Source organism: Parapusillimonas granuli (genome assembly GCF_013416525.1).
GTDB lineage: Bacteria > Pseudomonadota > Gammaproteobacteria > Burkholderiales > Burkholderiaceae_B > Parapusillimonas > Parapusillimonas granuli.
Genome location: NZ_JACCEM010000006.1, coordinates 99,508 through 121,730, shown reverse-complemented (window position 1 = coordinate 121,730; position 22,223 = coordinate 99,508). Strand labels below are relative to the sequence as shown.

Genomic DNA, 22,223 nt, shown 5'->3' with positions numbered 1-22,223 from the left:
CGACCCCGGGCGCTACAGAGGGGCCATCGGAGCGACGGCCTCGGGAGCTAGCGTCTCGGCGGGGGCGCCGCCGTTCTGGCGGCTTTTTTCTTCCAGGCGCGCCAGTTCGCGCCGCAGGCGCGCCGCCTCGCGCCGGCGGCGCATGATGGAGGGCACGGCGATCAGCAGACCCAGGAACACGCCCAGCACGAAAACCGCCAGCATTACCACGATCAAGGGCACGCCCGTCACGACATGGTCCGCGAAAAAGTTGACGTCGACGGGACCGGTGTTCTTCAAGGCGAACATCAACACCAGCACGAAGACGGCCAAGCGCAGCAGCCAGACCAGATAACGCATGATTCACTCCAATAAACCGGGAATCCGCTAATTGTAAGGGAATTGGCGCGCAAACCGGCTCGGAGGGCCAAAAAGAAAACAGGCCTCCGTTTCAATGGAGGCCTGCCGTTCCCCGGGGTCGGACCCCGTGCGTCAGCCGTGCATGATGCGGGTGTCGAACTGCCCCAGCGTGAAGGCCGCATTGCCGGGCTCGCCGGCGGCGGCATTGGTTTCGCTTTCGAAGGCCGAATCCACCCGCTCGCGCAATTCCTTGCCGGGCTTGAAATGCGGCACCTGCTTGCCGGGCACCAAGACTTTCTCGCCCGACTTGGGATTGCGACCCACGCGAGGCTGGCGCTCGGAGAGCGAAAAACTGCCGAAGCCCCGGATCTCGATGCGCTGGCCGCTGGCCAGGGCCTGGGTCATGGCATCGAGCACCGTCTTCACGGCGTAATCCGTATCGCGCGCCGCCAGTTGCGGATAGCGACTGGCGAGAATCGCAATCAGTTCCGACTTGGTCACGCCGATTAACCGTCGTCGCGCTGTTGGTCGAGCTTGGCCTTCAGCAGGGCGCCCAGGTTGGTGGTGCCCGACGAAGCGCTGGCTTCCGACATGCGCTGGAGGGTATCGGCGGTTTCGGCGTTGTCGCGCGCCTTGATCGACAGCTGGATCGAACGCGTCTTGCGGTCGATGTTGATGATCATGGCTTCGATGTTGTCGCCGACGCTCAGCACGGAGCCTGCGTCTTCGACGCGGCCGGAAGAGATTTCCGATGCGCGCAGATAGCCTTCGACGTCGACGGACAGCGTCACGACGGCGCCCTTGGGCTCGACCGACTTGATCACGCCGGGCACCACGGCGCCCTTGTCGTAGGTGGCGACGAAGTTGTTGAAGGGGTCGCCTTCGAGCTGCTTGATGCCCAGGGAGATGCGCTCTTTGTCGGTGTCGATGCCCAGGACCACGGCGTCGATTTCGTCGCCCTTCTTGAAGTTGCGGACCGCTTCTTCGCCGGTTTCCGTCCAGGACAGGTCGGACAAGTGCACCAGGCCGTCGATGCCGCCGGGCAGGCCGACGAACACGCCGAAGTCGGTGATCGACTTGATGGCGCCGCGGACCTTGTCGCCGCGCTTGAAGTTGATCGAGAATTCTTCCCAGGGATTCGCGCGGCACTGCTTCATGCCCAGCGAAATGCGGCGGCGGTCTTCGTCGATTTCGAGAACCATGACTTCGACTTCTTCGCCCAGGGTCACGACCTTGCGCGGATCGACGTTCTTGTTGGTCCAGTCCATTTCGGAGACGTGCACCAGGCCTTCGATGCCGGCTTCGACTTCAACGAACGCACCGTAGTCGGTCAAGTTGGTGACCTTGCCGAACAGGCGGGTGCCTTGCGGATAGCGGCGCGCCAGGCCGACCCACGGGTCTTCGCCCAGCTGCTTGACGCCCAGCGAGACGCGGCTCTTTTCCTGGTCGAACTTGAGGACCTTGGCTTCGACTTCCTGGCCCACCTGCAGGACTTCGGAAGGATGGCGGACACGGCGCCATGCCATGTCGGTGATGTGCAGCAGGCCGTCGATGCCGCCCAGGTCGACGAACGCACCGTAATCGGTGATGTTCTTGACGATACCCTTGACCACGGCGCCTTCGCTGAGGGTTTCGAGCAGTTTCTGGCGCTCTTCGCCCATGCTGGCTTCAAGGACCGAGCGACGCGACAGCACGACGTTGTTGCGCTTGCGATCGAGCTTGATGACCTTGAATTCCATGGTCTTGCCCTCGTAGGGCGTGGTGTCCTTGACGGGACGCAGGTCGACCAGCGAACCGGGCAGGAAGGCGCGGATGCCGTTGGTCATGACGGTGAGGCCGCCCTTGACCTTGCCGGTGATCGTGCCGGTAACCATTTCACCGGACTCGAGCGCTTGCTCGAGCTGCAGCCAGGCCGACAGGCGCTTCGCGCGGTCGCGCGACAGGATGGTGTCGCCGTAGCCGTTTTCCAGGGAGTCGATGGCGACCGAAACGAAATCGCCTGCTTCGACTTCGAGCTCGCCCTGATCGTTCAGGAACTCTTCGAGCGGAATCAGCGCTTCGGACTTGAGGCCGGCGTTGACCACGACGAAATTGTGGTCGATGCGAACGACTTCGGCGGAAATCACCTCACCGGACTTCATGTCCTGGTTCTTGATGCTTTCGGCAAACAGGTCGGCAAAGTTTTCGCCGCCCGTGGCGGCAGAGGTTGAAATGGTGGACATTAAGTTAAATCCATAAGCCGGAAATGGCTGTTAAAAACACACCAGGAAGGAACACCCGCCCCAGTGGAGTAAAAGACAACCCCGGCGCAAGCCCGCCATGGCGGCGGCTTGCGCTCAGGACACCAGGCTCGACCAGTGGCCAAGCACGACTGCAACGGTTTCATCGATGCTCAGATTCGATGAATCCACGATTTTGGCATCGGGCGCCGCAACAAGCGGCGCATTAGCCCTGCTGCGATCGCGCTCATCGCGCAAACGCATATCTTCCAATAAGCCAGATAGATTAGCAGAAAATCCCTTTTCCTTCAACTGCTTACATCTTCTTTTCGCGCGCGCCTCCACATCGGCCACCAGGAAGATCTTCAGGGGCGCATCGGGAAACACCACCGTGCCCATGTCGCGCCCATCGGCGACCAGCCCCGGCGCCACGCGAAACGCCCGCTGCCGGCCCAGCAGGGCTTCGCGCACCGCGCCATAGGCGGCGATGCGGGACGCCAGGTTGCCCACCCGCTCTTCGCGTATGGCCTGGGTCACGTCGCGGCCCCGCAGGAAGACGTCGCCGTTGTGGAAAGAGACGTCGAGCCGCCCCGCCACCTCGGCCACGGCGGATTCGTCGGCCGGGTCCACGCCTTGCTCCAGCACGGCCAGCGCCGTCAGGCGGTACAAGGCGCCGCTGTCCAGCACCGACCAGCCCAGCGCCTGCGCGACGCGCATCGCGATCGTGCCCTTGCCCGAGGCCGTGGGGCCGTCTATGGCGATGACGGGAATTCGCGCGGGCGCCGTCATGCCTGCACCAAGCCCTTGAAGACGGAAAAATAATCGGGGAAGGTCTTGGCCACGCAGGCGGGGTCCTCGATCGTGACTTGCACCGGGCTGAACGCCGCCAATGAGAAACACATGGCGATACGGTGGTCGTCGTAGGTGGCGATGGAAGCCGCGCGCCACTCGCCTTCGCGCACCGGGTGGACGACGAGCCAATCCGGCCCGGACTCCACCTTGGCGCCCAGCTTTGCCAGTTCGGTGTGCATGGCGTGGATGCGGTCGGTTTCCTTCACACGCCAGCTGCCGATGTTGCGCAAGGCGCAGGGGCCGTCCGCGTACAGCGCCATGGCGGCGGCGGTCATCGCGGCGTCCGGTATCAGGTTGAAATCCCGGTCGAACGCTTTCAGGCGGCCGCCGCGCGCCACCTGGACGCCGCTGACCTCCAGGGCCTGCGGGTGCCGCGTCACGGTCGCGCCCATGGCTTCGACCACGTCCGCGAAAGCCATGTCGCCCTGTATGCTGTCGGCCCCCGCGCCGTCGATCCGGACCGGACCGCCGCCGATGGCGCCCAGGGCCATGAAGTACGAGGCCGAGGACGCGTCGCCTTCGATTTCCAGGCTGCCCGGCGACACATAGCGCGAGCCGGCCGGAATGACGAAACGCCGCCAGCCCGAGCGCTCGACGCGCACGCCGAAACGCTCCATCAGCTTGAGCGTGATCAGGATGTAGGGCTGCGAGATCAGCTCGCCGTCGACCTCGATCACGACCGGGGCGCCGGCGGCGTCCGCATGGAGCGGCGCCGCCATCAGCAAGGCGGTCAGGAACTGGCTGGACACGGAACCCTTGACGCGGATGGGCCGCAGGCCGGTGAACGCCCCCCGGCCGATGGCCAGCGGCGGATACCCTTGCTCGCCCAGATAGCGGATGTCCGCCCCCGCGCCCACCAGGGCGTCCACCAGATCGCCGATGGGCCGCTCGTGCATGCGCGGAACCCCCGCAAGACGGAAGTCGCCGCCCATGACGGCCAATGCCGCGGTCAGTGGCCGGAACGCCGTTCCGGCATTGCCCAGGAACAGCTCGCCGACCCGGTTGGGAAACGGGTTGGCGCCGTGGACGCGCACCCGGCCCGGCCCGGTGTCGTCGATGCGGACGCCCATTTGCCGCAAGGCGGCGAGCATGACCCGGGTGTCGTCCGAATCGAGCAGGCCCGTCAGTTCGGTCGCCCCCCGGGCCAGCGCGGCGATCAGCAGCACGCGGTTGGAAATGCTTTTGGACCCCGGCAGCCGCAGCCGGCCGGCCGCCCGGGTCACCGGTTCAAGAACCAGACGCTCGGATGCGCTCATTACATTCCGCTCCTGCTGCCCCATAAACGGCGGGCGGTCGCCGCCCGCTCAAGAAATTTTTCAAGTGCCGGGCCGTCGGCGTGTTCCAGCGCCTGTTCGGCCCGCGCCAGGGCTTCCTTGACCTCGCGCAGCTCGGACAGGACCGCGGCGCGATTGCTCAGGAAGATGTCCCGCCATACCTCGGCCGAGCCCGCGGAGATGCGGGTGAAGTCGCGAAAGCCGCTGGCGGCCAGCGCCATGCGCAGGTCGGAATCGGCCGCCGTCGCCACCTGCCACATGAAGACCGACGACAGGAAGTGCGGCACGTGGCTGACCGACGCCAGCACCTTGTCGTGGACCTCGGGTTCCATGACCATGACTTGCGCGCCGCAAGCCTCCCATATGCGCTGCAGGCGTTCCCGGTCCGCGGCGCGGTTCTGCGGCAAAGGGGTGAGCACCACCTTGCGCCCGCGATACAGCATCGGGTCCGCGGCTTCAGGCCCCGCTTTCTCGGCCCCCGCGACCGGATGGCCGGGAATGAACTGGCCGACGCGGTCGCCCAGCGCCGCGTGCGCCGCCTTGACCACGTCGGCTTTGGTGCTGCCGGCGTCCGTGATCAGCGTGTCGGCGCGCAGAAAAGGCAGCAGGCCTTCGAGCAACGGCCGCGTCGCGCCGACGGGGGCGGACAGCATGATCAGATCCGCCTCGGCGGCCGCCTGCTCCAGGGTGGCGATTTCATCGATCAGGCCCAGCTTGCGGGCTTCCATCACCGAGGCGCGCTGCCGCCCCACCCCGAGGATGCGGCCGACGGCCCCCTGCTTGCGCAGCGCGGCAGCGAAGGAACCGCCGATCAGCCCCACCCCCACCACCGCCAGCACCGGCACCAGCGGCGCCGCTCCGCTCGCGGCCTGGCTCATGGGCTGAGGATGTCGGTCAGCGCCTGCACGAAGCGCTGGTTCTCTTCCGGCAGGCCGATGGAGACCCGCAGCCATTCCGGCAAGCCGTCGCCCGCGACCGGGCGGACGATCACGCCGCGCTTGAGCAGTTCCAGGTTGATCCGCGCGGCGTCGCCCACGTGCACCAGCACGAAGTTGCCGTAGCTCGGCACGAAGCGCAGGCCCAGGCGGGTGAAGGCTTCGACCAGCGCCGCCTTGCCCGCCTTGTTGATCTCGTAGGACCGCTGCAGGAAGGCCGTGTCGCCCAGCGCGGCGATCGCCGCCGCCTGGGCCAGGCTGTTCACGTTGAACGGCTGGCGCACCCGGTTCATGAGGTCGGTAAGCCGCGGCTGGGCGATGGCAAAGCCCACGCGCAGCCCCGCCAGCCCGTAGGCCTTGGAGAACGTGCGCGAAACGATCAGGTTGGAGTACTGCTCGACCCAGCGGGCGCTGTCGAAGCGCAGTTCGGGGTCGAGATACTCGTTGTAGGCTTCGTCCAGCAGCACGGTGACCCGGTCGCCATGCCTGTCCCGCACCCGGGCGAGGAAGTCCGCGATCTCGCCGGCGGGCAGGAAGGTGCCCGTGGGGTTGTTCGGATTGGCGATGAACACGAGTCGGGTGTCGTCGTCGATGGCCTGGAACATGGCCTCGAGGTCGTGCCCGTGATCGCGCGCCGGGACCACGATGTGGCGGGCCCCGCGCGCCTGCGTCGCCAGGCGATAGACCGCGAATGCGTACTGCGAATACACGCTGGCGCGGCCCGGCGCCAGCAAGGCCAGGGAGGCGATTTCGAGCAGGTCGTTGGAACCGTTGCCCAGCGTGATCCAGCTTGCGGGCACCCCGTAGCGCGCGGCCAGCGCGGACTTCAGCTCGAAGCCGTTGGGATCGGGGTACCGGCCAAGCGAGGCGGCGGCCGCCGCCATGGCCTGCCGCGCCGACTCGGGCATGCCCAGCGGGTTCTCGTTGGACGCCAGCTTGACGATGCCGGCGGGTTCCAGCCCGAACTCTCGGGCCAGCTCATCGATGGGCTTGCCCGCCTGGTAGGGGGCGATCGCCAGTATGTAGTCGGGCACGTCCGGCGCCGGGGCGGTCTCTTTCAATTCAGCGGTATTCATGCGGCATTCCTATTGCCTGGGGTAGGATCCCAGGACCTTGAAAAAGGCGACTTCCTTCTTGAGTTCTTCCAGGGCGCGCGCGACCGGCGGTTCGTTGCGATGGCCGATCAGGTCGACGTAGAAATAATATTCCCACTGCCCCGTGCGCGCCGGCCGCGACTCCAGCCGCGTCATGGACACGCCGTTGGCCGCCAAAGGGGCCAGCATGTCGTAGACCGCGCCCGCGCGGTTGGGAACGGCCAGGATGATGCTGGTCTGGTCATTGCCGGTGGGCAGGGTCTCGATGGGCCCGATGGCCAGGAAGCGCGTGCGGTTCTGCGGGTCGTCCTGTATGCCGGAAGCCACGATCTGCAGGTCCCAGGCGTGGGCCGCCATGGTGCCGGCGATGGCGGCCACCGTGGGGTCCTCGGACGCGAGGCGCGCCGCCTCGCCGTTGCTGGACGCGGCGTCGCAGGGAAGCTCGGGATGGTTGCGCGAGAGCCACCCCTGGCATTGCGCCAGCGCCTGGGGGTGCGCCAGGATGCGCGTCACGCCTTCCAGCGTGCCCGACCGCGTCATGAGGTTGTGATGGATCTTGATGGATCTTTCGCCCAGTACTTTCAGCGGCGAGCTGAGGAAGAGGTCGAGCGTGCGATTGACCGCGCCCTCGGTGGAGTTCTCGACGGGCACGACGCCCACATTGGCCTGCCCCGCCTCGACCGCGCGGAAGACCTCGTCGAAGGAACTGCAGCGCAGGCGCTTGATCGCATGGCCGAAATGCTCCAGCGCGGCCTGCTCCGAAAAAGACCCCTGGGGCCCCAGATAGGCCACCGTCAGCACGCTTTCGAGACCGCGGCAGGTGGAGATGATCTGGGCCCAGACGGCGTCTATGGCCTCGGGCGTGAACGGCCCCTTGTTCAGCTGCTGCAGCCGGCGTATCACCATGGCCTCGCGCTCGGGCTTGAGCACCGGGCCGTCTTCGTCGAATTCCTGCTTGATCTTGCCCACCTCTTGGGCCGTGGCGGCCCGCTGGTTGAGCAATTCCAGGATCTGTTCGTCCAGCGTGTCGATGCGCTGGCGCAAGGGCAGCAGGCGGGCTTGCAAAGAATCATCCATGGCGACGCTCGAACTCCTGCATGAAGGAAACCAGGGCTTGCACGGCCTGCAGCGGCACGGCATTGTAGATGGAAGCGCGCATGCCGCCCACGCTCTTGTGGCCCTTGAGCTGCATCAGGCCGGCCTTGTCCGCCTGGGCGAGGAACTCGGCGTTGAGCGATTCGTCGCAAAGGAAGAAAGGCACGTTCATGCGGGAACGCGAACCGGCATGGACGCGGTTGATGTAGAAGCCGGAGCCGTCAAGGTAGTCGTACAGCAGCCGCGCCTTGGCGATGTTGGCCGCCTCGATGGCGGCCACGCCGCCCTGCTGCTTGAGCCACTTGAACACCAGGCCGGCAATGTAGATGGCGTAGGTCGGCGGCGTATTGAACATGGAGCCCGACTCGGCCACATTGACGTAGTCGAAGGCCGAGGGGCACACGGCCAGCGCATGGCCGATGAGTTCCTTGCGGATGAGGACCACCGTGACGCCGGCCGGACCGGCGTTCTTTTGCGCGCCCGCGTACACCAGCGCGGCCTTGGAGAAATCGATGGGGCGCGACAGGAAATGCGAGGACGCGTCCACCACCAGGGGCACGCCGGGCGCCCCCAGGGCGGCCATGTCCGGCCAGTCGGAGAACTCGACGCCGCCTATCGTTTCGTTGCTGCACAAATGCAGGTATGCCGCATCCGGGCGCAGGCGCCATTCGGCCACGGCGGGAAACCAGGTCCAGGGTTCCTGCCGGACGCCGTCGATCTCGGCCGCCGCGCCGCTCGTCGCGGCCACCGCGATATCGCCGTAGCGCTGCGCTTCTTTGTAGGACTTCCCGGACCAGATGCCGCTCAGGATGTAGTCGGCCTTGTGGGCGCCGCCGCGCCCGATGAGGTTCATGGGCACGATGGCGTTCTCGGCCGTCGCCCCGCCCTGCATGAAGAGGATTTCGAACTCGTCGGGGACCGCCAGCAACTCACGCAGGTCGGCGACGGCCTCGTCGCGGATCCGGGTGAACTGCTTGCCGCGATGGCTCATTTCCATCACCGACATGCCGCAGCCATGCCAGTCGGTCATTTCGGCCGCCGCCTGCTGCAAGACTTCCAGAGGCAGCGCCGAAGGGCCCGCCGAAAAATTCCATGGACGCATGGGTCAATCTTCCTTGTCGTGATCGCTGTCTTCATCGGCGGCGCGCTCCCCGCCTTCGCCGCCCCGGCCGTCGCCTTCGCCGCCGTCGTCTTCGCGCGCGAGGCCGTCGCCGTCCGTTTCCACGACCAGCACGTCGTCGGCATCGCTTTCGACGACGCGGCGCACGCCGGACAGCATGCTGTCCTCGTCCACGCTGATCAAGGTCACGCCCTGCGTGGCGCGGCCCATCTCGCGGATTTCGGAGACACGCGTGCGGACCAGCACGCCGCCGGTCGTGATCAGCATGATTTCATCCGAGGGGCGCACCAGCACCGCCCCGACGACCTTGCCGTTGCGCGCCGAGGTCTGGATGGCGATCATGCCCTTGGTGCCGCGCCCGTGCCGCGTGTATTCGGCGATGGACGTGCGCTTGCCGAAACCGTTCTCGGTGGCGGTCAGCACGCTTTGGGATTCGTCGCCCGCCACCAGCAGCGCAATCACGCTCTGCCCTTCTTCCAGCATCATGCCGCGCACGCCGCGGGCGGTGCGGCCCATGGGGCGCACGTCGTTCTCGTCGAAGCGCACCGCCTTGCCCGCATCGGAGAACAGCATGACGTCGTGCTTGCCGTCGGTGAGATCGGCGCCGATGAGGTAATCGCCTTCATCGAGCGCAACGGCGATGATGCCGGCCTTGCGCGGGTTGGAGAAATCGGAGAGCGGGGTCTTCTTGACCGTGCCGCGGGAGGTGGCCATGAAGACGAACTGTTCTTCGCTGAATTCCTTCACGTTGAGCACGACCGTGATCTTCTCGCCTTCGACCAGCGGAAACATGTTCACGATGGGCCGCCCGCGCGAATTGCGCGAGCCCTGCGGGACTTCCCATACCTTGAGCCAGTACACGCGCCCCTTGTCGGAGAAGCACAGCAGGTAGTCGTGCGTGTTGGCGATGAACAGCTGGTCGACCCAGTCGTTTTCCTTCATGGCCGTCGCCTGCTTGCCGCGCCCGCCGCGCTTCTGCGACCGGTATTCGGACAGCGGCTGGCTCTTGATGTAGCCGGACTGCGACAGCGTCACCACCATGTCCATCGGCGTGATCAGGTCCTCGGTGTCGAGCTCGGTGGCGTTGTGCTCGATTTCGGAGCGGCGGACGTCTTTCGCGCCCGTGCCGAATTCGGCCTTGATGGCCAGCAGCTCGTCGCCGATGATCGCCGTGATGCGCTGGGGCCGCGCCAGGATGTCGAGCAGGTCGGCGATGGTCGCCATGATGTCCTTGTATTCGCCCACTACCTTGTCCTGCTCGAGGCCGGTCAGGCGCTGCAGGCGCATGTTCAGGATTTCCTGGGCCTGGACCTCGCTCAGGCGGTACAGGCCGTCGTCCTGCAGGCCGAAGCCGGGCGGCAGGGACTCGGGCCGGTAGGCGGCCTTGCCGCCCGGGATGTCGCCGCCGTCGGCCCGCATGAGCATTTCGCGCACCAGCGAGGAGTCCCACGCGCGCGCCATGAGTTCCTGGCGGGCCATGGGCGGCGTGGGCGCGGCCTTGATGATGGCGATGAATTCGTCGATGTTCGCCAGCGCCACCGCCAGGCCTTCCAGCACGTGGCCGCGTTCGCGGGCCTTGCGCAGCTGGAACACCGTGCGGCGCGTCACGACCTCGCGGCGATGCAGCAGGAAGTACTCCACCATCTGCTTCAGGTTCAGCAGCCTGGGCTGGCCGTCGACCAGCGCCACCAGGTTCATGCCGAAGGTGTCCTGCAGCTGGGTGTTCTTGTACAGATTGTTCAGGATGACTTCCGGGACCTCGCCGCGCTTCAGTTCGATGACCAGGCGCATGCCGTCCTTGTCGGACTCGTCGCGGATGTCGGAAATGCCTTCGATCCTCTTGTCGTTGACCAGCTCGGCGATCTTTTCCTGCAGGGTCTTCTTGTTGACCTGGTAGGGAATGGCGTCGACCACGATGGCCTGCCGGTTGCCCTTGTCCATGTCCTCGAAGTGGGTCTTGGCCCGCATGATGACGCGGCCGCGCCCCGTGCGGTAGCCTTCGCGCACCCCGGACATGCCATAGATGATGCCGCCGGTGGGGAAGTCGGGCGCGGGAATGAGCTCCATCAGCTCGTCGATGGTGCATTCCGGATTGCGCAGGCAGTACAGGCAGCCGTCGATGACTTCCGAAAGATTGTGCGGCGGTATGTTGGTGGCCATGCCCACCGCGATCCCCGAGCTGCCGTTGACCAGCAGGTTGGGCAGGCGGGCCGGCAACAGCAGCGGTTCTTGTTCGCTGCCGTCGTAGTTGGGGCCGAAGTCCACGGTTTCCTGGTCGATGTCGGCCAGCATCTCGTGGGCGATCTTGGACAGCCGGATTTCGGTGTAGCGCATCGCCGCGGCGCCGTCGCCGTCGATGGAGCCGAAGTTGCCCTGCCCGTCGACCAGCATGTAGCGCAGCGAGAAGTCCTGCGCCATGCGCACGATGGTGTCATAGACGGCGGAATCGCCGTGCGGGTGATACTTACCGATGACGTCGCCCACGATGCGCGCGGATTTCTTGTAGGCGCGGTTCCAGTCGTTGTTCAGTTCGTGCATGGCGAACAGCACGCGCCGATGCACGGGCTTCAGGCCGTCGCGCACATCCGGCAGGGCTCGCCCCACGATCACGCTCATGGCGTAATCAAGATAGCTGCGTCGCATTTCCTCTTCCAATGAAATCGGAAGAGTCTCCTTGGCAAAGGAATCCATAGGGTGCTTTAAACGTAAAAATCGTGAAGTCGGCCGGTGAAGGGCGAATTGTAAATTCTAGCACTTCCTCCTATGGAGCCCGCCACGGGCACAAAATCTGCTGGCGCACGGAAGCAGACACTTCAAGCAACAAGGTCTTTTCGCTCGGCCACTTAACAAAGCACTTTAAGGATTCAGAGCTGTTGCCTAAAACCAACAATAATGTAGGAGATAAGGTAGAAATCCGAATATCTGGGCCGTATGCACCATTGAGGCTTAACGAATTGCCCAGAAATGCCGTAAGATTCGCCCTAACACGCATGAAACCCAGCGCAATTCTTTGATTCAATCATGGCGTTGCTATACTGGCTCCGTTTTCTTGATATGCGGCGGGGGTTCGCTGCGGTCACTTACCAGCATTAAGCTCAATGAGGAGAAACATGAATAAACCCTCCAAAATCGCACTAGCACTCGCCATTGCAGCCGCTTCGGCCTCTGGCGCAGTATCTGCGCAAACCGTCGACAACTGGCGCAATTCGTTTGGCGAGGTGTGGATGAACGGCACCAACGAACTGTGCTGGCGCGACAGCTTCTGGACACCCGCCACCGGCATCCCCGGCTGCGACGGCGTTCCGGTTGCCAAGGCCGAAGCTCCCGTCGTTGCGCCCACCGCGACCAAAGTTGTGTTGAATGCTGACACCTTCTTCGACTTCGACAAATCCACGCTGAAGCCCGAAGGCCGCCAAGTGCTTGATCAAGTTGCCGCTCAGGTCAACACGATCAACCTCGAGACCCTGATCGCAACCGGCCACACCGACTCCATCGGTACCGAAAAATACAACCTGGGTCTGTCGCAGCGCCGCGCCAACACCGTCAAGAACTACCTCGTCAGCAAGGGCATCCCCGCTGACCGCATCTACGTCGAAGGCAAGGGCGAATCCGCTCCGATCGCATCCAACGCGACTCGCGAAGGCCGCGCCCAGAACCGCCGCGTGGAAATCGAAATCGTCGGCGTGCGCAAGTAATACCAGCGTGTAGTACACCTGGCGTTAAACGCTACAATAAGGGCTCCGCTTAGCGGGGCCCTTATCTATTTCTGGATTGCACATGAACACGACCGCAAGCCCGACGCAACACGCAGACACCAACGTGGACCAGGCCGAACTGGAAAAATTCAGCGCCCTGGCGTCCAAGTGGTGGGACCCTGAAAGCGAGTTCAAGCCCTTGCATGCCATCAACCCCCTGCGCCTGGGCTGGATACTCGACCAGGCCGGCAGCCTGCAGGGCAAGACCGTGCTCGACGTCGGCTGCGGCGGGGGCATACTTGCCGAAAGCATGGCCAAGGCCGGCGCCAAGGTAACCGGCATAGACCTCGCGCAAAAATCGCTGACCGTGGCGCGCCTGCATGGGCTGGAATCCGGCGTGCCGGTGGAATATCAGGCGATCAGCGCCGAAGCGCTGGCCGGCCGGCAGCCCGGCCACTACGACGTGGTCACCTGCATGGAGATGCTGGAACACGTGCCCGACCCGGCATCCATAGTCCGGGCCTGCGCCACCCTCGTCAAGCCGGGGGGCTGGGTGTTCTTCTCCACCCTGAACCGCAACCCCAAGTCCTTTCTTTTCGCCATCGTGGGCGCCGAATACCTGCTGCGCATGCTGCCCAAAGGCACCCACAACTACGAAATGTTCATCAAGCCCAGCGAACTCGCCGCCGCGGTTCGCGGCGCCGGGCTGGTCGTTGCACGGCTGGCCGGCATGGAATACAACCCCATCACCGATCTGTACAAGCTCTCCAGCGATACCTTCGTGAATTATCTGCTGGCGGCCCGACGCGAGAATTGACCCATGCGCAAACTGGTTTTGTTCGACTTCGACGGCACCCTGGCGGACACCGCCCCCGACCTGGCCGCGGCCGCCAACAAGCAGCGCGCCCGCAAAGGCCTGCCGCCCCTGCCCTATGAAACCTTCCGGCCCTATGCCTCGCAAGGCGCGCGCGGCCTGCTCAAGGCCGCCCTGGGCATGGACCCGGACCACCCCGAATATCCCACCTTCCGCGAACTCTTCCTGGAAGACTACGAGCAGGACATGACCACGCGCACCTCGCTCTTTCCCGGGGTCAGCGAACTGCTGCGCGAGCTCAAGCACCATGACTACACCTGGGGCATCGTCACCAACAAGATGGAATACCTGGCGATGCCGCTGGTCGTGCATCTGGGCCTGTACACCGACTGCGCCGTGACCGTGGGCGGGGACACCACCGCCCACACCAAGCCGCATCCGGCCCCCCTGCTCTACGCCGCGCAAAAAACCGGCTTCGATCCGGCCGACTGCATCTACATCGGCGACGACCAGCGCGACATCATCGCCGGCCGGGCGGCGGGCATGTCGACCATGATCGCCGCCTACGGCTATTGCGGCCGCGAAACCTCCGCCCTGCAATCCTGGCAGGCCGACGCCATCGCGGACACGGCTTCCGACATCTGGTCGCTCATCCAGCAATGGGCCGGGCGCTAAGGCCGGTTAACGCTAAAAGGCAGGCGGCGCAGGCCCTGGTTTGCGGCATTCCCGCCACGCCTTTCCATTTCGCACTATGAAAAATCGCTGCACCGCGTTATAATTGCGCCATGGGGTCGATCCGGCTTCGACGTGGGTCGCGAACCAGAGTAGGGCATGCCGAGCACCAGTAAGCTCGTAAATCCACTGGAAAACCATAAACGCCAACGACGAGCGTTTCGCTTTAGCCGCTTAATGCGGTAAGCCGCTGCACTAATTTGTCTTTGGGTTAGGTAGGGTAACACCTACAGCAGCGTCATCTACAAAGAATCGGGCCTGGTTGGGTCACTCAATCCGGTCTTAAATTAATGTGAATCGCCAAGGAAGGGCCTGTCGGTAGGCACGCTCCGAGGTTAAAACTTAAAGTTTGCCGACTAAGCATGTAGAACTGCCTGCAGAGGGCTTGCGGACGCGGGTTCAATTCCCGCCGACTCCACCAAATCGCAGAATCCCAACCGTCACCGGTTGGGATTTTTTTTGGGCGCTCGGGCAAGGCCTCAAAAAATTCAGGAACGTATCGGAAGAATCGCGCCGATCGCGATGAACATCCCTCCGCAGGCCCGATTGAACTGCCGCCCCGCCCTCTGCAGCCACGGCCGGATCCGGCTGGCGGCGCTGGCGAACAGGCACTCGGTCGCGAACTCGATCACGGCATACGTCGCCGCCACGACGGCGAATTGCAGCATCAGGCTGCGCTGCGGGTCCAGGAACTGGGGCAGCAGCGCGCTGAAGAACAGCAAGCCCTTGGGATTCGTCACCGCCGACAAGAAGCCCTGGCGGAACAGCGCCCATACATTGACGGCCGCCTCGGACCGCGCTTGCGCAGCGGCCATGGGCGGAGACCGCCACAGCTTGATGCCCAGCCAGACCAGATACGCGCCCCCCACCCACTTCAGCAGCGTCAGCCACAACACCGACGACTTCACCAAGGCGCCGATGCCGAACATGCACAGGGCGATGATCACCACGAAGCCGAGCACCCCGCCGGTGATGGTGAACAGCGTTCTTCTGCCGCCGTGCATGGCCCCATGGGTAAGGGCGAGAAGCCCGTTCGGGCCGGGGGTGAAGGACAGCCCGACGGCAGTGAGAAAAAACAGGAGCCAGGTTTCGAACTGCATGGGTGTGTTGCCCGCCTTGAAGAAATGAACGCCGACGGTGGACGCCGGCGCCTGCGTCATGACCGGCCATTGTGGACGCCCGGCAGTCCCTTGGCAAGCGTTCGGCCAAGCGTCGGCCCGGCACATTGCGAGCGGCCGCCCGGCGCTCGATGGCTTGCGGGTGGCCGCGCCGCAACACTGCCCGCCGCCAGGCGGCCGCGGATGCGATCCATCAATGAAAATCTTGCGCCCAAGAGTAGAATTGCAATACATTCGAGAACAATTCTCAATTGAGTTCAAGACTTCCCACCGCGGCCCGGGCCGCGGCCGCGGGGCGTGCGTCCTCGGGCACATGCCGGCGTTTACATTCTTTCAATCAACTTCGGAGAAGCACGACATGCAGGAAACGACCTACCCGGCCATGGCCTGGGCGGCGCTGGCGATAACGGGCGGACTGGCGCTGGCGACGCCCGGCCATGCCCAGGAAGCGGATGCGTCCTCGGTTCAAACCCTGAACACGGTGACGGTCGTCGGAACCGTCGGCGACCTGCAGAGCCTGGATTTCTACGCCCCGAACTCCAGCGCGGTGCTGAAGCGGAAAGACCTCGACGAACAAGGAGCCCGCAAGCTGGACCAGGCTCTGCATTACCAGGCCGGGATCCTCAGCGAACCTTTCGGCGCGGACAACAAGGTGGAATGGTTCAAGATACGCGGCTTCGACGCGTCCATTTCGCTGGACGGCACGCCCACCACCCCGAACGGGTATTTCGTCTGGAAACCCGAGCTCTTCGGCGTCGAATCCGTGGAAGTGCTCAAGGGGCCCAATTCCCTGATCTTCGGCGCTTCGGAAGCGGGCGGCGTGGTCAACCTGGTCACCAAGCGGCCCCACAAGGAAGAAGCCCTGCTGATGAACGCCGAGCTGGGCCACCGCAAGCGCAGGGGGCTGGGCCTGGACTACAACGGCATCGCCAATGAAGACGGCACCGTCTACTACCGCATCGTCGCGCAGGCGCGCGGCGAAGACGGCATGCAGCGGCACACCGACATGAAGAGCTATTATCTGGCGCCCAGCGTCACCTTCGATATCGGCGAACGCACGTCGCTGACGCTGCTGACCAGCATCCAGCATGAAGACGGGCGCCCCACCAACGGCTTCCTGCCGGCCTACGGCACCATCATCGACACGCCTTACGGCATGATCGACCGGCGCCTGAACGCGGGCGAACCCGGCTTCGACCGGCTCAAGCGCACCCAGGCCAGCGCCGGCTGGCTGCTGAGCCACAAGTTCTCGCAGGACTGGACCTTCACCCAGAACTACAAGTTCTCGCGCCTGAGCATAGACCAGAAGAACGTGTTCGCCTACGGCTCGGACGGCAACCGTGAGCTCCTGCGCGGCTATACCTTCACCGACGGCAGCACCCGGAACCACTACATCGACAACCGCGTGAGCGGCAAGCTGCGCCTGGGCGACAACGTCGAGCTCCTGCCCACCGTCGGCTTCGACTACCTGAAATCCGACACCTCCGGCCAGAACAACGGCTTTGGCCTGGCCCCGAACCTGGACATGTTCGCGCCCGTCTACGGCGCGCCCTTCGCGGTGAGCGCCACCCCCTACGACTTGCACTCCAAGCAACTGGGCATGTATGCGTCCGCCCAGCTGCGCGTGGGCAAAAGCTGGAATTTCAACGCCGGCATCCGCCACGACCGCGCCAAGAGCCACGGCAACATCAGCGGCGCCGACACCGGCTACGACGTCAGCCACAACAGCGTCAACGTCGGCGCCATGTACATCAGCGACTATGGGGTCTCGCCCTACATCAGCTATTCGGAATCGTTCAAGCCGGTGGCCGGCGTCGACGGCTATGGCAACAGCTACCGGCCCTATGAAGCGAAGCAGACCGAAGTCGGCGTCAAGCTGGAGCCCTCGTGGCTGGACGGCGCGCTGACCCTGGCCTACTTCGACGTCGAGGAGAAGAACGCGCTGATTTCGGACGCATCCAACATCCAGTCGCAAAGCGGCAAGCGCAACAACAAAGGCGTGGAACTGCAAGGCGATTTCAACCTGACGTCCAACACCGCTGTGAAGGTGTCCTACACCCACAATCATTCGCGCCAGGACATCACCGCCAGCCAGACCGTCCGCACGCCGCTGGTGCCCCGCCACCAGGCGAGCCTGTGGGTCAGCCACCGCTTCAACTTCCAGAACAGCAACCGGCTGACGGTGGCGGCCGGCGCGCGCTACAACGGTTCGACCGAGGACGAGCGCTACTATCCCGGCGAGCGCATCCCCAGCCATACCCTGCTGGACTTGATGGCCCTCTATGAGTTCAACCGCGATTGGGCGCTGCAGCTCAATGCGCGCAACCTCACCGACAAGGCCTACGTGGCCGGTTGCGACTTCTATTGCTACTACGGCGGGGGCAGAACGATAGACCTGCAGCTTCGGTATCAGTGGTAACAAGCCGTGAAATGGACCCTGCAGGGCCTTTTCACGGTCGCCTTCCTGGGCATCACCGCCGGCGTGCAGATGAGCGATATGGGCCTGCAGGCCATATCGCTTTCCGCCATACAGAAAACTTTCGGGGTGAGCGACGCCACCCTGGGCGCGCTGCAGGGGCTTGCCGGCGTCCTGGTCGGAAGCGCGCTCGCGGTGCCGCTCGCCCGTTTCGCGGACCGCTTTTCGCGCAAGCGGGTGCTGCTGTGCCTGATCCTGGCATCGACGGCGATGATGGTGCTGAGCGCGCTCGCGCCCAACTTTCCGCTGTTCTTCATCGGCCGTTCGGCCGCGGGCATCACCGAATTCGCGATGGTGCCGCTGGTGTATTCCATGATTCCCGACCTTGCGCCGGAGCGGCACCGCGTGCCCGCCAACCTGGCCTTCGCCGCCTTGATGGCCGCCGGCGCCAGCGGCGGGTTCTACTTCGGCGGCGCCCTGCTTTCCGCCGGCGCCGCCCTGAACCCTTTGGGCATCGAGCCTTGGCGCAACGCATTCCTGCTGCTTTCCCTGGCCGGCGCGCCCCTGCTGCTGCTCGGCGCCCTGGCCGCCGATCCGCCGCGACGCATGGCCGCGTCGGACTTCCCGCCCGATACGTCGCTGAGAAGCTTTCTGCGGCAACGCCGGCGCGCCGTCGCTTTTTTCGTCGGCGCGGCGGGCTGCCTGGTGGTCGCCGTCCAGGCTTTCAACCAGTTGATCTCGCTTGCGCTGGAGCGCAAGTTCGAGGCCGCTCCGGGGCAGATCGGCCATGCCATGGGCATCATCGTCTTGACGACCACCGTGGGCTGCCTGCCCGTCGCCGGCCTGCTGGACCGGGTACTGGCGCGGCGCGTGGGCCGGGCGGCGAGGCCGCTGATCATGGGCGTCTGCGCCCTGGCCGCGGCGCCCGCGGCGCTGCTGCCGGCCACCGTGGGGACGCTTAACCATGCCTTCCTCGCCGTGGGCGCCACCCTGTTCGCGACCAGCACGGCCAATGCCCTGGTTCCCACCATGCTGCAGGATCTCGCGCCGGCCACCCTGAGGGCGCGCAGCTTCGCGATATGGAGCTTCGTCGTCTCGGTGTTCGGCGCCTCCGGCCCCTTGCTGGCCGGCACGCTGTCGGACCGGGTGTTCGACGGACGCCTGACGGATGCGATCATCTGCACCGCCATCCCCGCCCTCATGATCTCGGCATACTGCGCCTTGCGCTCGTACTCGCAGGGTCAGTCCACCGCGCCCACGCAATGCCGGGCGTAAGCCCAGAACAGCGCCGCCTGCGCGAACTCGCCGTTGCGGTCGTCGCTTTCCTGGTGGCCGCTGTCGGGATTCAGGAGCAGCACCGCCGGATTGCCGCTGGTGGAATGGCGCCGGATCGCCGCCACCAGCTTGGCCGGCTCCCAGTACGGGACGCGGTCGTCCTTCAGGCCGGCCGTGCACAGCACGGGCGGATAGGCGGCCGGGGCCACGTTCTCGTAGGGCGAGATGGCCGCCATGTAGTCATAGGCCTCGGGATCGGATAGCGGGTCGCCCCAATCCGGGCGCAGCAGAGGCACCAGGGGATGATCGGCATCGCTCATGGTGTTGAGCATGTCGACGAAAGGCACTTGCGCGATGACGCCGGCCCACAGGCCCGGGTCGATATTCATGGCGCCGCAGACCAGCAGCCCGCCGGCCGAGACGCCATGGGCCACGATCCCGCCGGGCGCCGCATAGCCGATGTCCCGCAGATGCCGCGCGCAGGCGATGAAATCCGTCATCGAGTTGCGTTTCTTGTCGCGGCAACCGTCCTGGTACCAGCGGCGGCCTTGTTCCGAGCCGCCACGGACGTGCGCGATGGCATAGCGGAAGCCCGCATCCACCAGCACGGTCGCGGCCAGGGAAAAGCGGGGCTCGAAAGAGATGCCGTAAGCGCCGTAGCCGGTGAGCAGCAGGGGCTGCGTCGCATCCGCCCGCGCGTCGGCCCGCGACAGGACCGTGATGGGGATGGTTGCGCCGTCGGGCGCGGCGGCCTGCAGGCGCTCGACCCGGTAGGCCCCGGGGTCGAAATCGCTCAGGCGTTCCTGGCTCACCACGCGGCATTGCCCATCGGACAAGTCGACGTCGATCCAGCGCGGCGGGCTGGCCGGCGTCTGATGCCGGATGCGCACTTGCCGGGCACGATAGGGCTGCGAGGGCGCGAGCTCGATGACATAGGCCGGATCATCGAAGGCCACCGGAATTTCCCGCCCGTCGGGGTGCCTCAGCACCAGCCGGTGCAGGCCGTCCACGCGCTCCAGCCGCGCCAGCGCAGCGGCGAAAGGCCGGATGGCAAGTATGGACGCGCCAGCACGCTGCGGCACCAGCACGCGCCGGACGGCGAAGCTTTCGGGGTCGATTTCCAGCAGCTTGCCGTCCACGGCGCCGTCGGCGTCGGTCAGCATCAGCAGCGCGCCATTCCATTCGTCGACTTCGTAGCGCACGCCCCGCCGGCGCGGGCGCAAGAGCCGCGGCGGCGCGGTCTCGGCGCCGGCGGCGATCAGGCGGACCTCGCTGACGTCGGGGCCGGCGAGCGTCAGGGCGACGAAGCCGTCGGCGGCCGTGCGGGCCACCTGCATGAAGATGGCGGGGTCATGCTCTTCGTAGACCAGCACGGCTTCGCCGCCCTCGACGGGCGAACGGTACAGGCGGGTGGGCCGGCTGTGCGCATCGCGCCAGATCCAGAACAGATGGCGGGACGAGGGCGAGAATGCGAAGCCGCCATAGCCGAAGGCGTCGGCCGGCGCCACGACGCGGATCGCGCCGCTGGCCGTGTCGAGGACGCAAATGCGGTGGCGGTCGTCGCCGATCACGTCTTCGGCCCATGCGAAATAGCGGTCATCCGGGCTGGGCTGATGATCCGTGGCGCGGTAATAGGCATGCCCTTCTGCGCGCTCGGCCTCGTCGAACAGCGCTTGCGTGCCGCCGTCCGGCCCGATGCGGGAAAACACCCGATGCGCGCCGCCGGCGGGCAGCCTGGCATCGTAGCGCCATTGCCCGGACGAGGCCGGCAACGGTTCGTCGGCCTCGGCGGCCCGGCGCGCCATGCACCGATAGAGACGTTCGGCGTCGGCCGCGAGCGGGTGCAGGATGCCTTGGGCGTACCGCATCTCGGCCTCCAGGTGCTCGCGCAGGCGCGGCGGCAGGGAATCCATGCTGCGCGATCCGGACGTCGGAATGAATTTCATCCAGGCATAGGGATCGACACGCGCGCGCCCCAGTTGCAGGATCTCGTGGTCTTCGCGGGGGGCGGGGGGCGGCGGGATGTCGGGCCAGGAGGGCATGGGACCGGACGGCGAAACTGAAGGCATGGGGTGCATTGAACGGCGTTGGCGGGGAATTCCTTAATGTAGCGCAATTCGCCGCCGCGTCCGAATAAACGCCGACTTGTCTTTATGGCCGCCTTGGGCAACACTGTCGACTTTACCCAAGAGCCCGAACAAGGCTAGGAGACTCTCACGATGAATTTTCCGTCGGCAACCCGAACTTTTCTGCGCGTATTCACGGCAGGCGCCGCCTTGGCCACCCTGCTCGCCGCTCCCGCGACCACCGCTTTCGCGGCCGATGCCGCATGGCCCGAACGGCCGGTGCGCATGATCATCCCCTATGCGGCCGGCGGCGTCAGCGACGTCATCGGGCGGGCCATCTCGGAAAAGCTCGGCGAACGCCTGAAAGCCACCTTCGTCGTCGAGAACAAAGGGGGCGCCGGCGGCACCATCGGCATGGCCGACATGGCCAAGGCCAAGCCCGACGGCTACACCCTGGCATTCTCCGCCATCAGCCCGCTGTCGCTGTCGCCCATCTTCAATCCGGTCCAATACGATCCGCAAAAAGACGTGCTTCCCGTGGCCCGCGCCATGGTGTCCCCCGTCGTCCTGCTGGGAACCAGGGCCTTCAAGGGCTCCAGCATGGAAGACCTCATGAAGGCCGCCAAGGCCGAACCCGGCAGCCTGCGCTGGTCGACGTCCGGCTCGGGCTCGCTGGGCCACCTGATGATGGAACAGGTCCAGAAGCTGGGCGGCGTCCAGCTCACCCACATTCCGTACAAGGGCAGCGGCCAGCAGATGAACGACGCACTGGGCGCCCAGTTCGAAGTGGCCTCCATGAACGTCAGCCCGTCCGTCATCGCGCACATCCGGGAAGGCGCCTTGCGGCCGCTGGCCATCGCCGCGCCGTCGCGCGTCGCCTTCCTGCCCGACGTCCCCACGTTCAGCGAACTCGGCTACGGCAAGGCGAGCATGATGTCCGTCTTCGGCTTCTTCGCGCCGGCCGGCCTGCCGCAAGGCATTCTGCAGCGGCTCAACACCGAGATCAACGCCGTGGTCAACAGCCCCGAAATCCAGAAGCTGATGTCCGAAAGCAGCAACATCGCCGCGCCCGGCACCCCCGAGGAATTCGCCAAGCAGATCGCCGACGAACTGCAAGCGAATCACGCCCTGGTCGAATCCGCCGGCCTGAAGAAGCAATAGCGCCCGACCGCCGCCACG

18 protein-coding genes and 1 other RNA gene are annotated in these 22,223 nt (G+C 65.4%); 7 read left to right on the top strand and 12 right to left on the bottom strand.

Annotated elements, in window-relative coordinates; translation table 11 throughout:
* Positions 1 to 12 precede the first annotated feature (12 nt).
* From H0A72_RS12520 to gyrA, 10 genes are all read right to left on the bottom strand, one after another.
* Positions 13 to 339: a LapA family protein gene (locus H0A72_RS12520; protein ID WP_180155778.1), complete on the bottom strand. Its 327-nt coding sequence runs from the start codon at positions 337 to 339 to the stop codon at positions 13 to 15.
* Positions 340 to 471: 132 nt separating this feature from the next.
* The gene (locus H0A72_RS12515) at positions 472 to 840 is read right to left on the bottom strand and encodes an integration host factor subunit beta (RefSeq protein ID WP_180155776.1); all 369 of its coding nucleotides are present in this window, start codon (positions 838 to 840) and stop codon (positions 472 to 474) included.
* 5 nt (positions 841 to 845) lie between these two features.
* Complete coding sequence (gene rpsA / locus H0A72_RS12510) at positions 846 to 2,561, bottom strand: 30S ribosomal protein S1 (RefSeq protein WP_180155774.1); 1,716 nt, start codon at positions 2,559 to 2,561, stop codon at positions 846 to 848.
* 114 nt (positions 2,562 to 2,675) lie between these two features.
* On the bottom strand, positions 2,676 to 3,347 hold the full coding sequence (gene cmk / locus H0A72_RS12505; protein ID WP_180155772.1) for a (d)CMP kinase: 672 nt from the start codon (positions 3,345 to 3,347) through the stop codon (positions 2,676 to 2,678).
* Positions 3,344 to 4,666 (bottom strand): 3-phosphoshikimate 1-carboxyvinyltransferase, encoded by a 1,323-nt coding sequence (gene aroA, locus H0A72_RS12500; protein WP_180155770.1) that lies wholly within the window; start codon positions 4,664 to 4,666, stop codon positions 3,344 to 3,346. The genes cmk and aroA overlap by 4 nt, the downstream gene beginning before the upstream one ends.
* Positions 4,666 to 5,562, bottom strand: coding sequence for a prephenate dehydrogenase (locus H0A72_RS12495; RefSeq protein WP_180155768.1), 897 nt, complete (start codon positions 5,560 to 5,562; stop codon positions 4,666 to 4,668). The genes aroA and H0A72_RS12495 overlap by 1 nt, the downstream gene beginning before the upstream one ends.
* The gene (gene hisC / locus H0A72_RS12490; RefSeq protein WP_180155766.1) at positions 5,559 to 6,695 is read right to left on the bottom strand and encodes a histidinol-phosphate transaminase; all 1,137 of its coding nucleotides are present in this window, start codon (positions 6,693 to 6,695) and stop codon (positions 5,559 to 5,561) included. The genes H0A72_RS12495 and hisC overlap by 4 nt, the downstream gene beginning before the upstream one ends.
* A 9-nt stretch (positions 6,696 to 6,704) precedes the next feature.
* Positions 6,705 to 7,790, bottom strand: coding sequence for a prephenate dehydratase (gene pheA / locus H0A72_RS12485; RefSeq protein WP_180155764.1), 1,086 nt, complete (start codon positions 7,788 to 7,790; stop codon positions 6,705 to 6,707).
* The gene (gene serC, locus H0A72_RS12480) at positions 7,783 to 8,910 is read right to left on the bottom strand and encodes a 3-phosphoserine/phosphohydroxythreonine transaminase (RefSeq protein WP_180155762.1); all 1,128 of its coding nucleotides are present in this window, start codon (positions 8,908 to 8,910) and stop codon (positions 7,783 to 7,785) included. Before serC ends, pheA begins: the two co-directional genes overlap by 8 nt.
* 3 nt (positions 8,911 to 8,913) lie before the next feature.
* A complete protein-coding gene (gene gyrA, locus H0A72_RS12475; RefSeq protein ID WP_180155760.1) occupies positions 8,914 to 11,619 on the bottom strand; it encodes a DNA gyrase subunit A in 2,706 nt (901 codons plus the stop codon).
* A gap of 419 nt (positions 11,620 to 12,038) precedes the next feature.
* On the opposite strand from gyrA, the gene ompA reads away from it, so the two are divergent.
* The 4 genes from ompA to ssrA all read left to right on the top strand — a co-directional run bounded on the left by ompA (position 12,039) and on the right by ssrA (position 14,590).
* Entirely contained in the window at positions 12,039 to 12,623 is a 585-nt protein-coding gene (gene ompA, locus H0A72_RS12470) for an outer membrane protein OmpA (RefSeq protein ID WP_180155758.1), read from the top strand.
* A gap of 82 nt (positions 12,624 to 12,705) precedes the next feature.
* Positions 12,706 to 13,440: a bifunctional 2-polyprenyl-6-hydroxyphenol methylase/3-demethylubiquinol 3-O-methyltransferase UbiG gene (ubiG, locus tag H0A72_RS12465; RefSeq protein ID WP_180155757.1), complete on the top strand. Its 735-nt coding sequence runs from the start codon at positions 12,706 to 12,708 to the stop codon at positions 13,438 to 13,440.
* Positions 13,441 to 13,443: 3 nt separating this feature from the next.
* Entirely contained in the window at positions 13,444 to 14,112 is a 669-nt protein-coding gene (gene gph, locus H0A72_RS12460) for a phosphoglycolate phosphatase (protein ID WP_180155755.1), read from the top strand.
* A gap of 112 nt (positions 14,113 to 14,224) precedes the next feature.
* Positions 14,225 to 14,590: a transfer-messenger RNA gene (gene ssrA / locus H0A72_RS12455) on the top strand.
* 67 nt (positions 14,591 to 14,657) lie between these two features.
* Here the strand turns inward: ssrA and H0A72_RS12450 are convergent.
* A complete protein-coding gene (locus tag H0A72_RS12450) occupies positions 14,658 to 15,269 on the bottom strand; it encodes a LysE family translocator (protein WP_180156152.1) in 612 nt (203 codons plus the stop codon).
* Positions 15,270 to 15,645: 376 nt separating this feature from the next.
* Between H0A72_RS12450 and H0A72_RS12445 the strand changes: the two genes are divergently transcribed.
* Both H0A72_RS12445 and H0A72_RS12440 read left to right on the top strand, forming a co-directional pair.
* A complete protein-coding gene (locus tag H0A72_RS12445; protein WP_246437058.1) occupies positions 15,646 to 17,706 on the top strand; it encodes a TonB-dependent siderophore receptor in 2,061 nt (686 codons plus the stop codon).
* Positions 17,707 to 17,712: 6 nt separating this feature from the next.
* Complete coding sequence (locus H0A72_RS12440; RefSeq protein WP_343060247.1) at positions 17,713 to 18,978, top strand: MFS transporter; 1,266 nt, start codon at positions 17,713 to 17,715, stop codon at positions 18,976 to 18,978.
* Here the strand turns inward: H0A72_RS12440 and H0A72_RS12435 are convergent.
* Positions 18,945 to 21,020 (bottom strand): S9 family peptidase, encoded by a 2,076-nt coding sequence (locus tag H0A72_RS12435; protein WP_180155753.1) that lies wholly within the window; start codon positions 21,018 to 21,020, stop codon positions 18,945 to 18,947. The genes H0A72_RS12440 and H0A72_RS12435 overlap by 34 nt on opposite strands.
* Before the next feature lie 177 nt (positions 21,021 to 21,197).
* Between H0A72_RS12435 and H0A72_RS12430 the strand changes: the two genes are divergently transcribed.
* Entirely contained in the window at positions 21,198 to 22,205 is a 1,008-nt protein-coding gene (locus H0A72_RS12430; RefSeq protein ID WP_180155751.1) for a Bug family tripartite tricarboxylate transporter substrate binding protein, read from the top strand.
* Positions 22,206 to 22,223 lie beyond the last annotated feature (18 nt).

Coding starts and splice junctions, on each gene's coding strand:
- H0A72_RS12520 (WP_180155778.1), bottom strand. CDS start 339: ATGCGTTATCTGGTCTGGCTGCTGCGCTTGGCCGTCTTCGTGCTGGTG.
- rpsA (WP_180155774.1), bottom strand. CDS start 2,561: ATGTCCACCATTTCAACCTCTGCCGCCACGGGCGGCGAAAACTTTGCC.
- cmk (WP_180155772.1), bottom strand. CDS start 3,347: ATGACGGCGCCCGCGCGAATTCCCGTCATCGCCATAGACGGCCCCACG.
- aroA (WP_180155770.1), bottom strand. CDS start 4,666: ATGAGCGCATCCGAGCGTCTGGTTCTTGAACCGGTGACCCGGGCGGCC.
- H0A72_RS12495 (WP_180155768.1), bottom strand. CDS start 5,562: ATGAGCCAGGCCGCGAGCGGAGCGGCGCCGCTGGTGCCGGTGCTGGCG.
- hisC (WP_180155766.1), bottom strand. CDS start 6,695: ATGAATACCGCTGAATTGAAAGAGACCGCCCCGGCGCCGGACGTGCCC.
- pheA (WP_180155764.1), bottom strand. CDS start 7,790: ATGGATGATTCTTTGCAAGCCCGCCTGCTGCCCTTGCGCCAGCGCATC.
- serC (WP_180155762.1), bottom strand. CDS start 8,910: ATGCGTCCATGGAATTTTTCGGCGGGCCCTTCGGCGCTGCCTCTGGAA.
- gyrA (WP_180155760.1), bottom strand. CDS start 11,619: ATGGATTCCTTTGCCAAGGAGACTCTTCCGATTTCATTGGAAGAGGAA.
- ompA (WP_180155758.1), top strand. CDS start 12,039: ATGAATAAACCCTCCAAAATCGCACTAGCACTCGCCATTGCAGCCGCT.
- ubiG (WP_180155757.1), top strand. CDS start 12,706: ATGAACACGACCGCAAGCCCGACGCAACACGCAGACACCAACGTGGAC.
- gph (WP_180155755.1), top strand. CDS start 13,444: ATGCGCAAACTGGTTTTGTTCGACTTCGACGGCACCCTGGCGGACACC.
- H0A72_RS12450 (WP_180156152.1), bottom strand. CDS start 15,269: ATGCAGTTCGAAACCTGGCTCCTGTTTTTTCTCACTGCCGTCGGGCTG.
- H0A72_RS12445 (WP_246437058.1), top strand. CDS start 15,646: ATGCAGGAAACGACCTACCCGGCCATGGCCTGGGCGGCGCTGGCGATA.
- H0A72_RS12435 (WP_180155753.1), bottom strand. CDS start 21,020: ATGCCCTCCTGGCCCGACATCCCGCCGCCCCCCGCCCCCCGCGAAGAC.
- H0A72_RS12430 (WP_180155751.1), top strand. CDS start 21,198: ATGAATTTTCCGTCGGCAACCCGAACTTTTCTGCGCGTATTCACGGCA.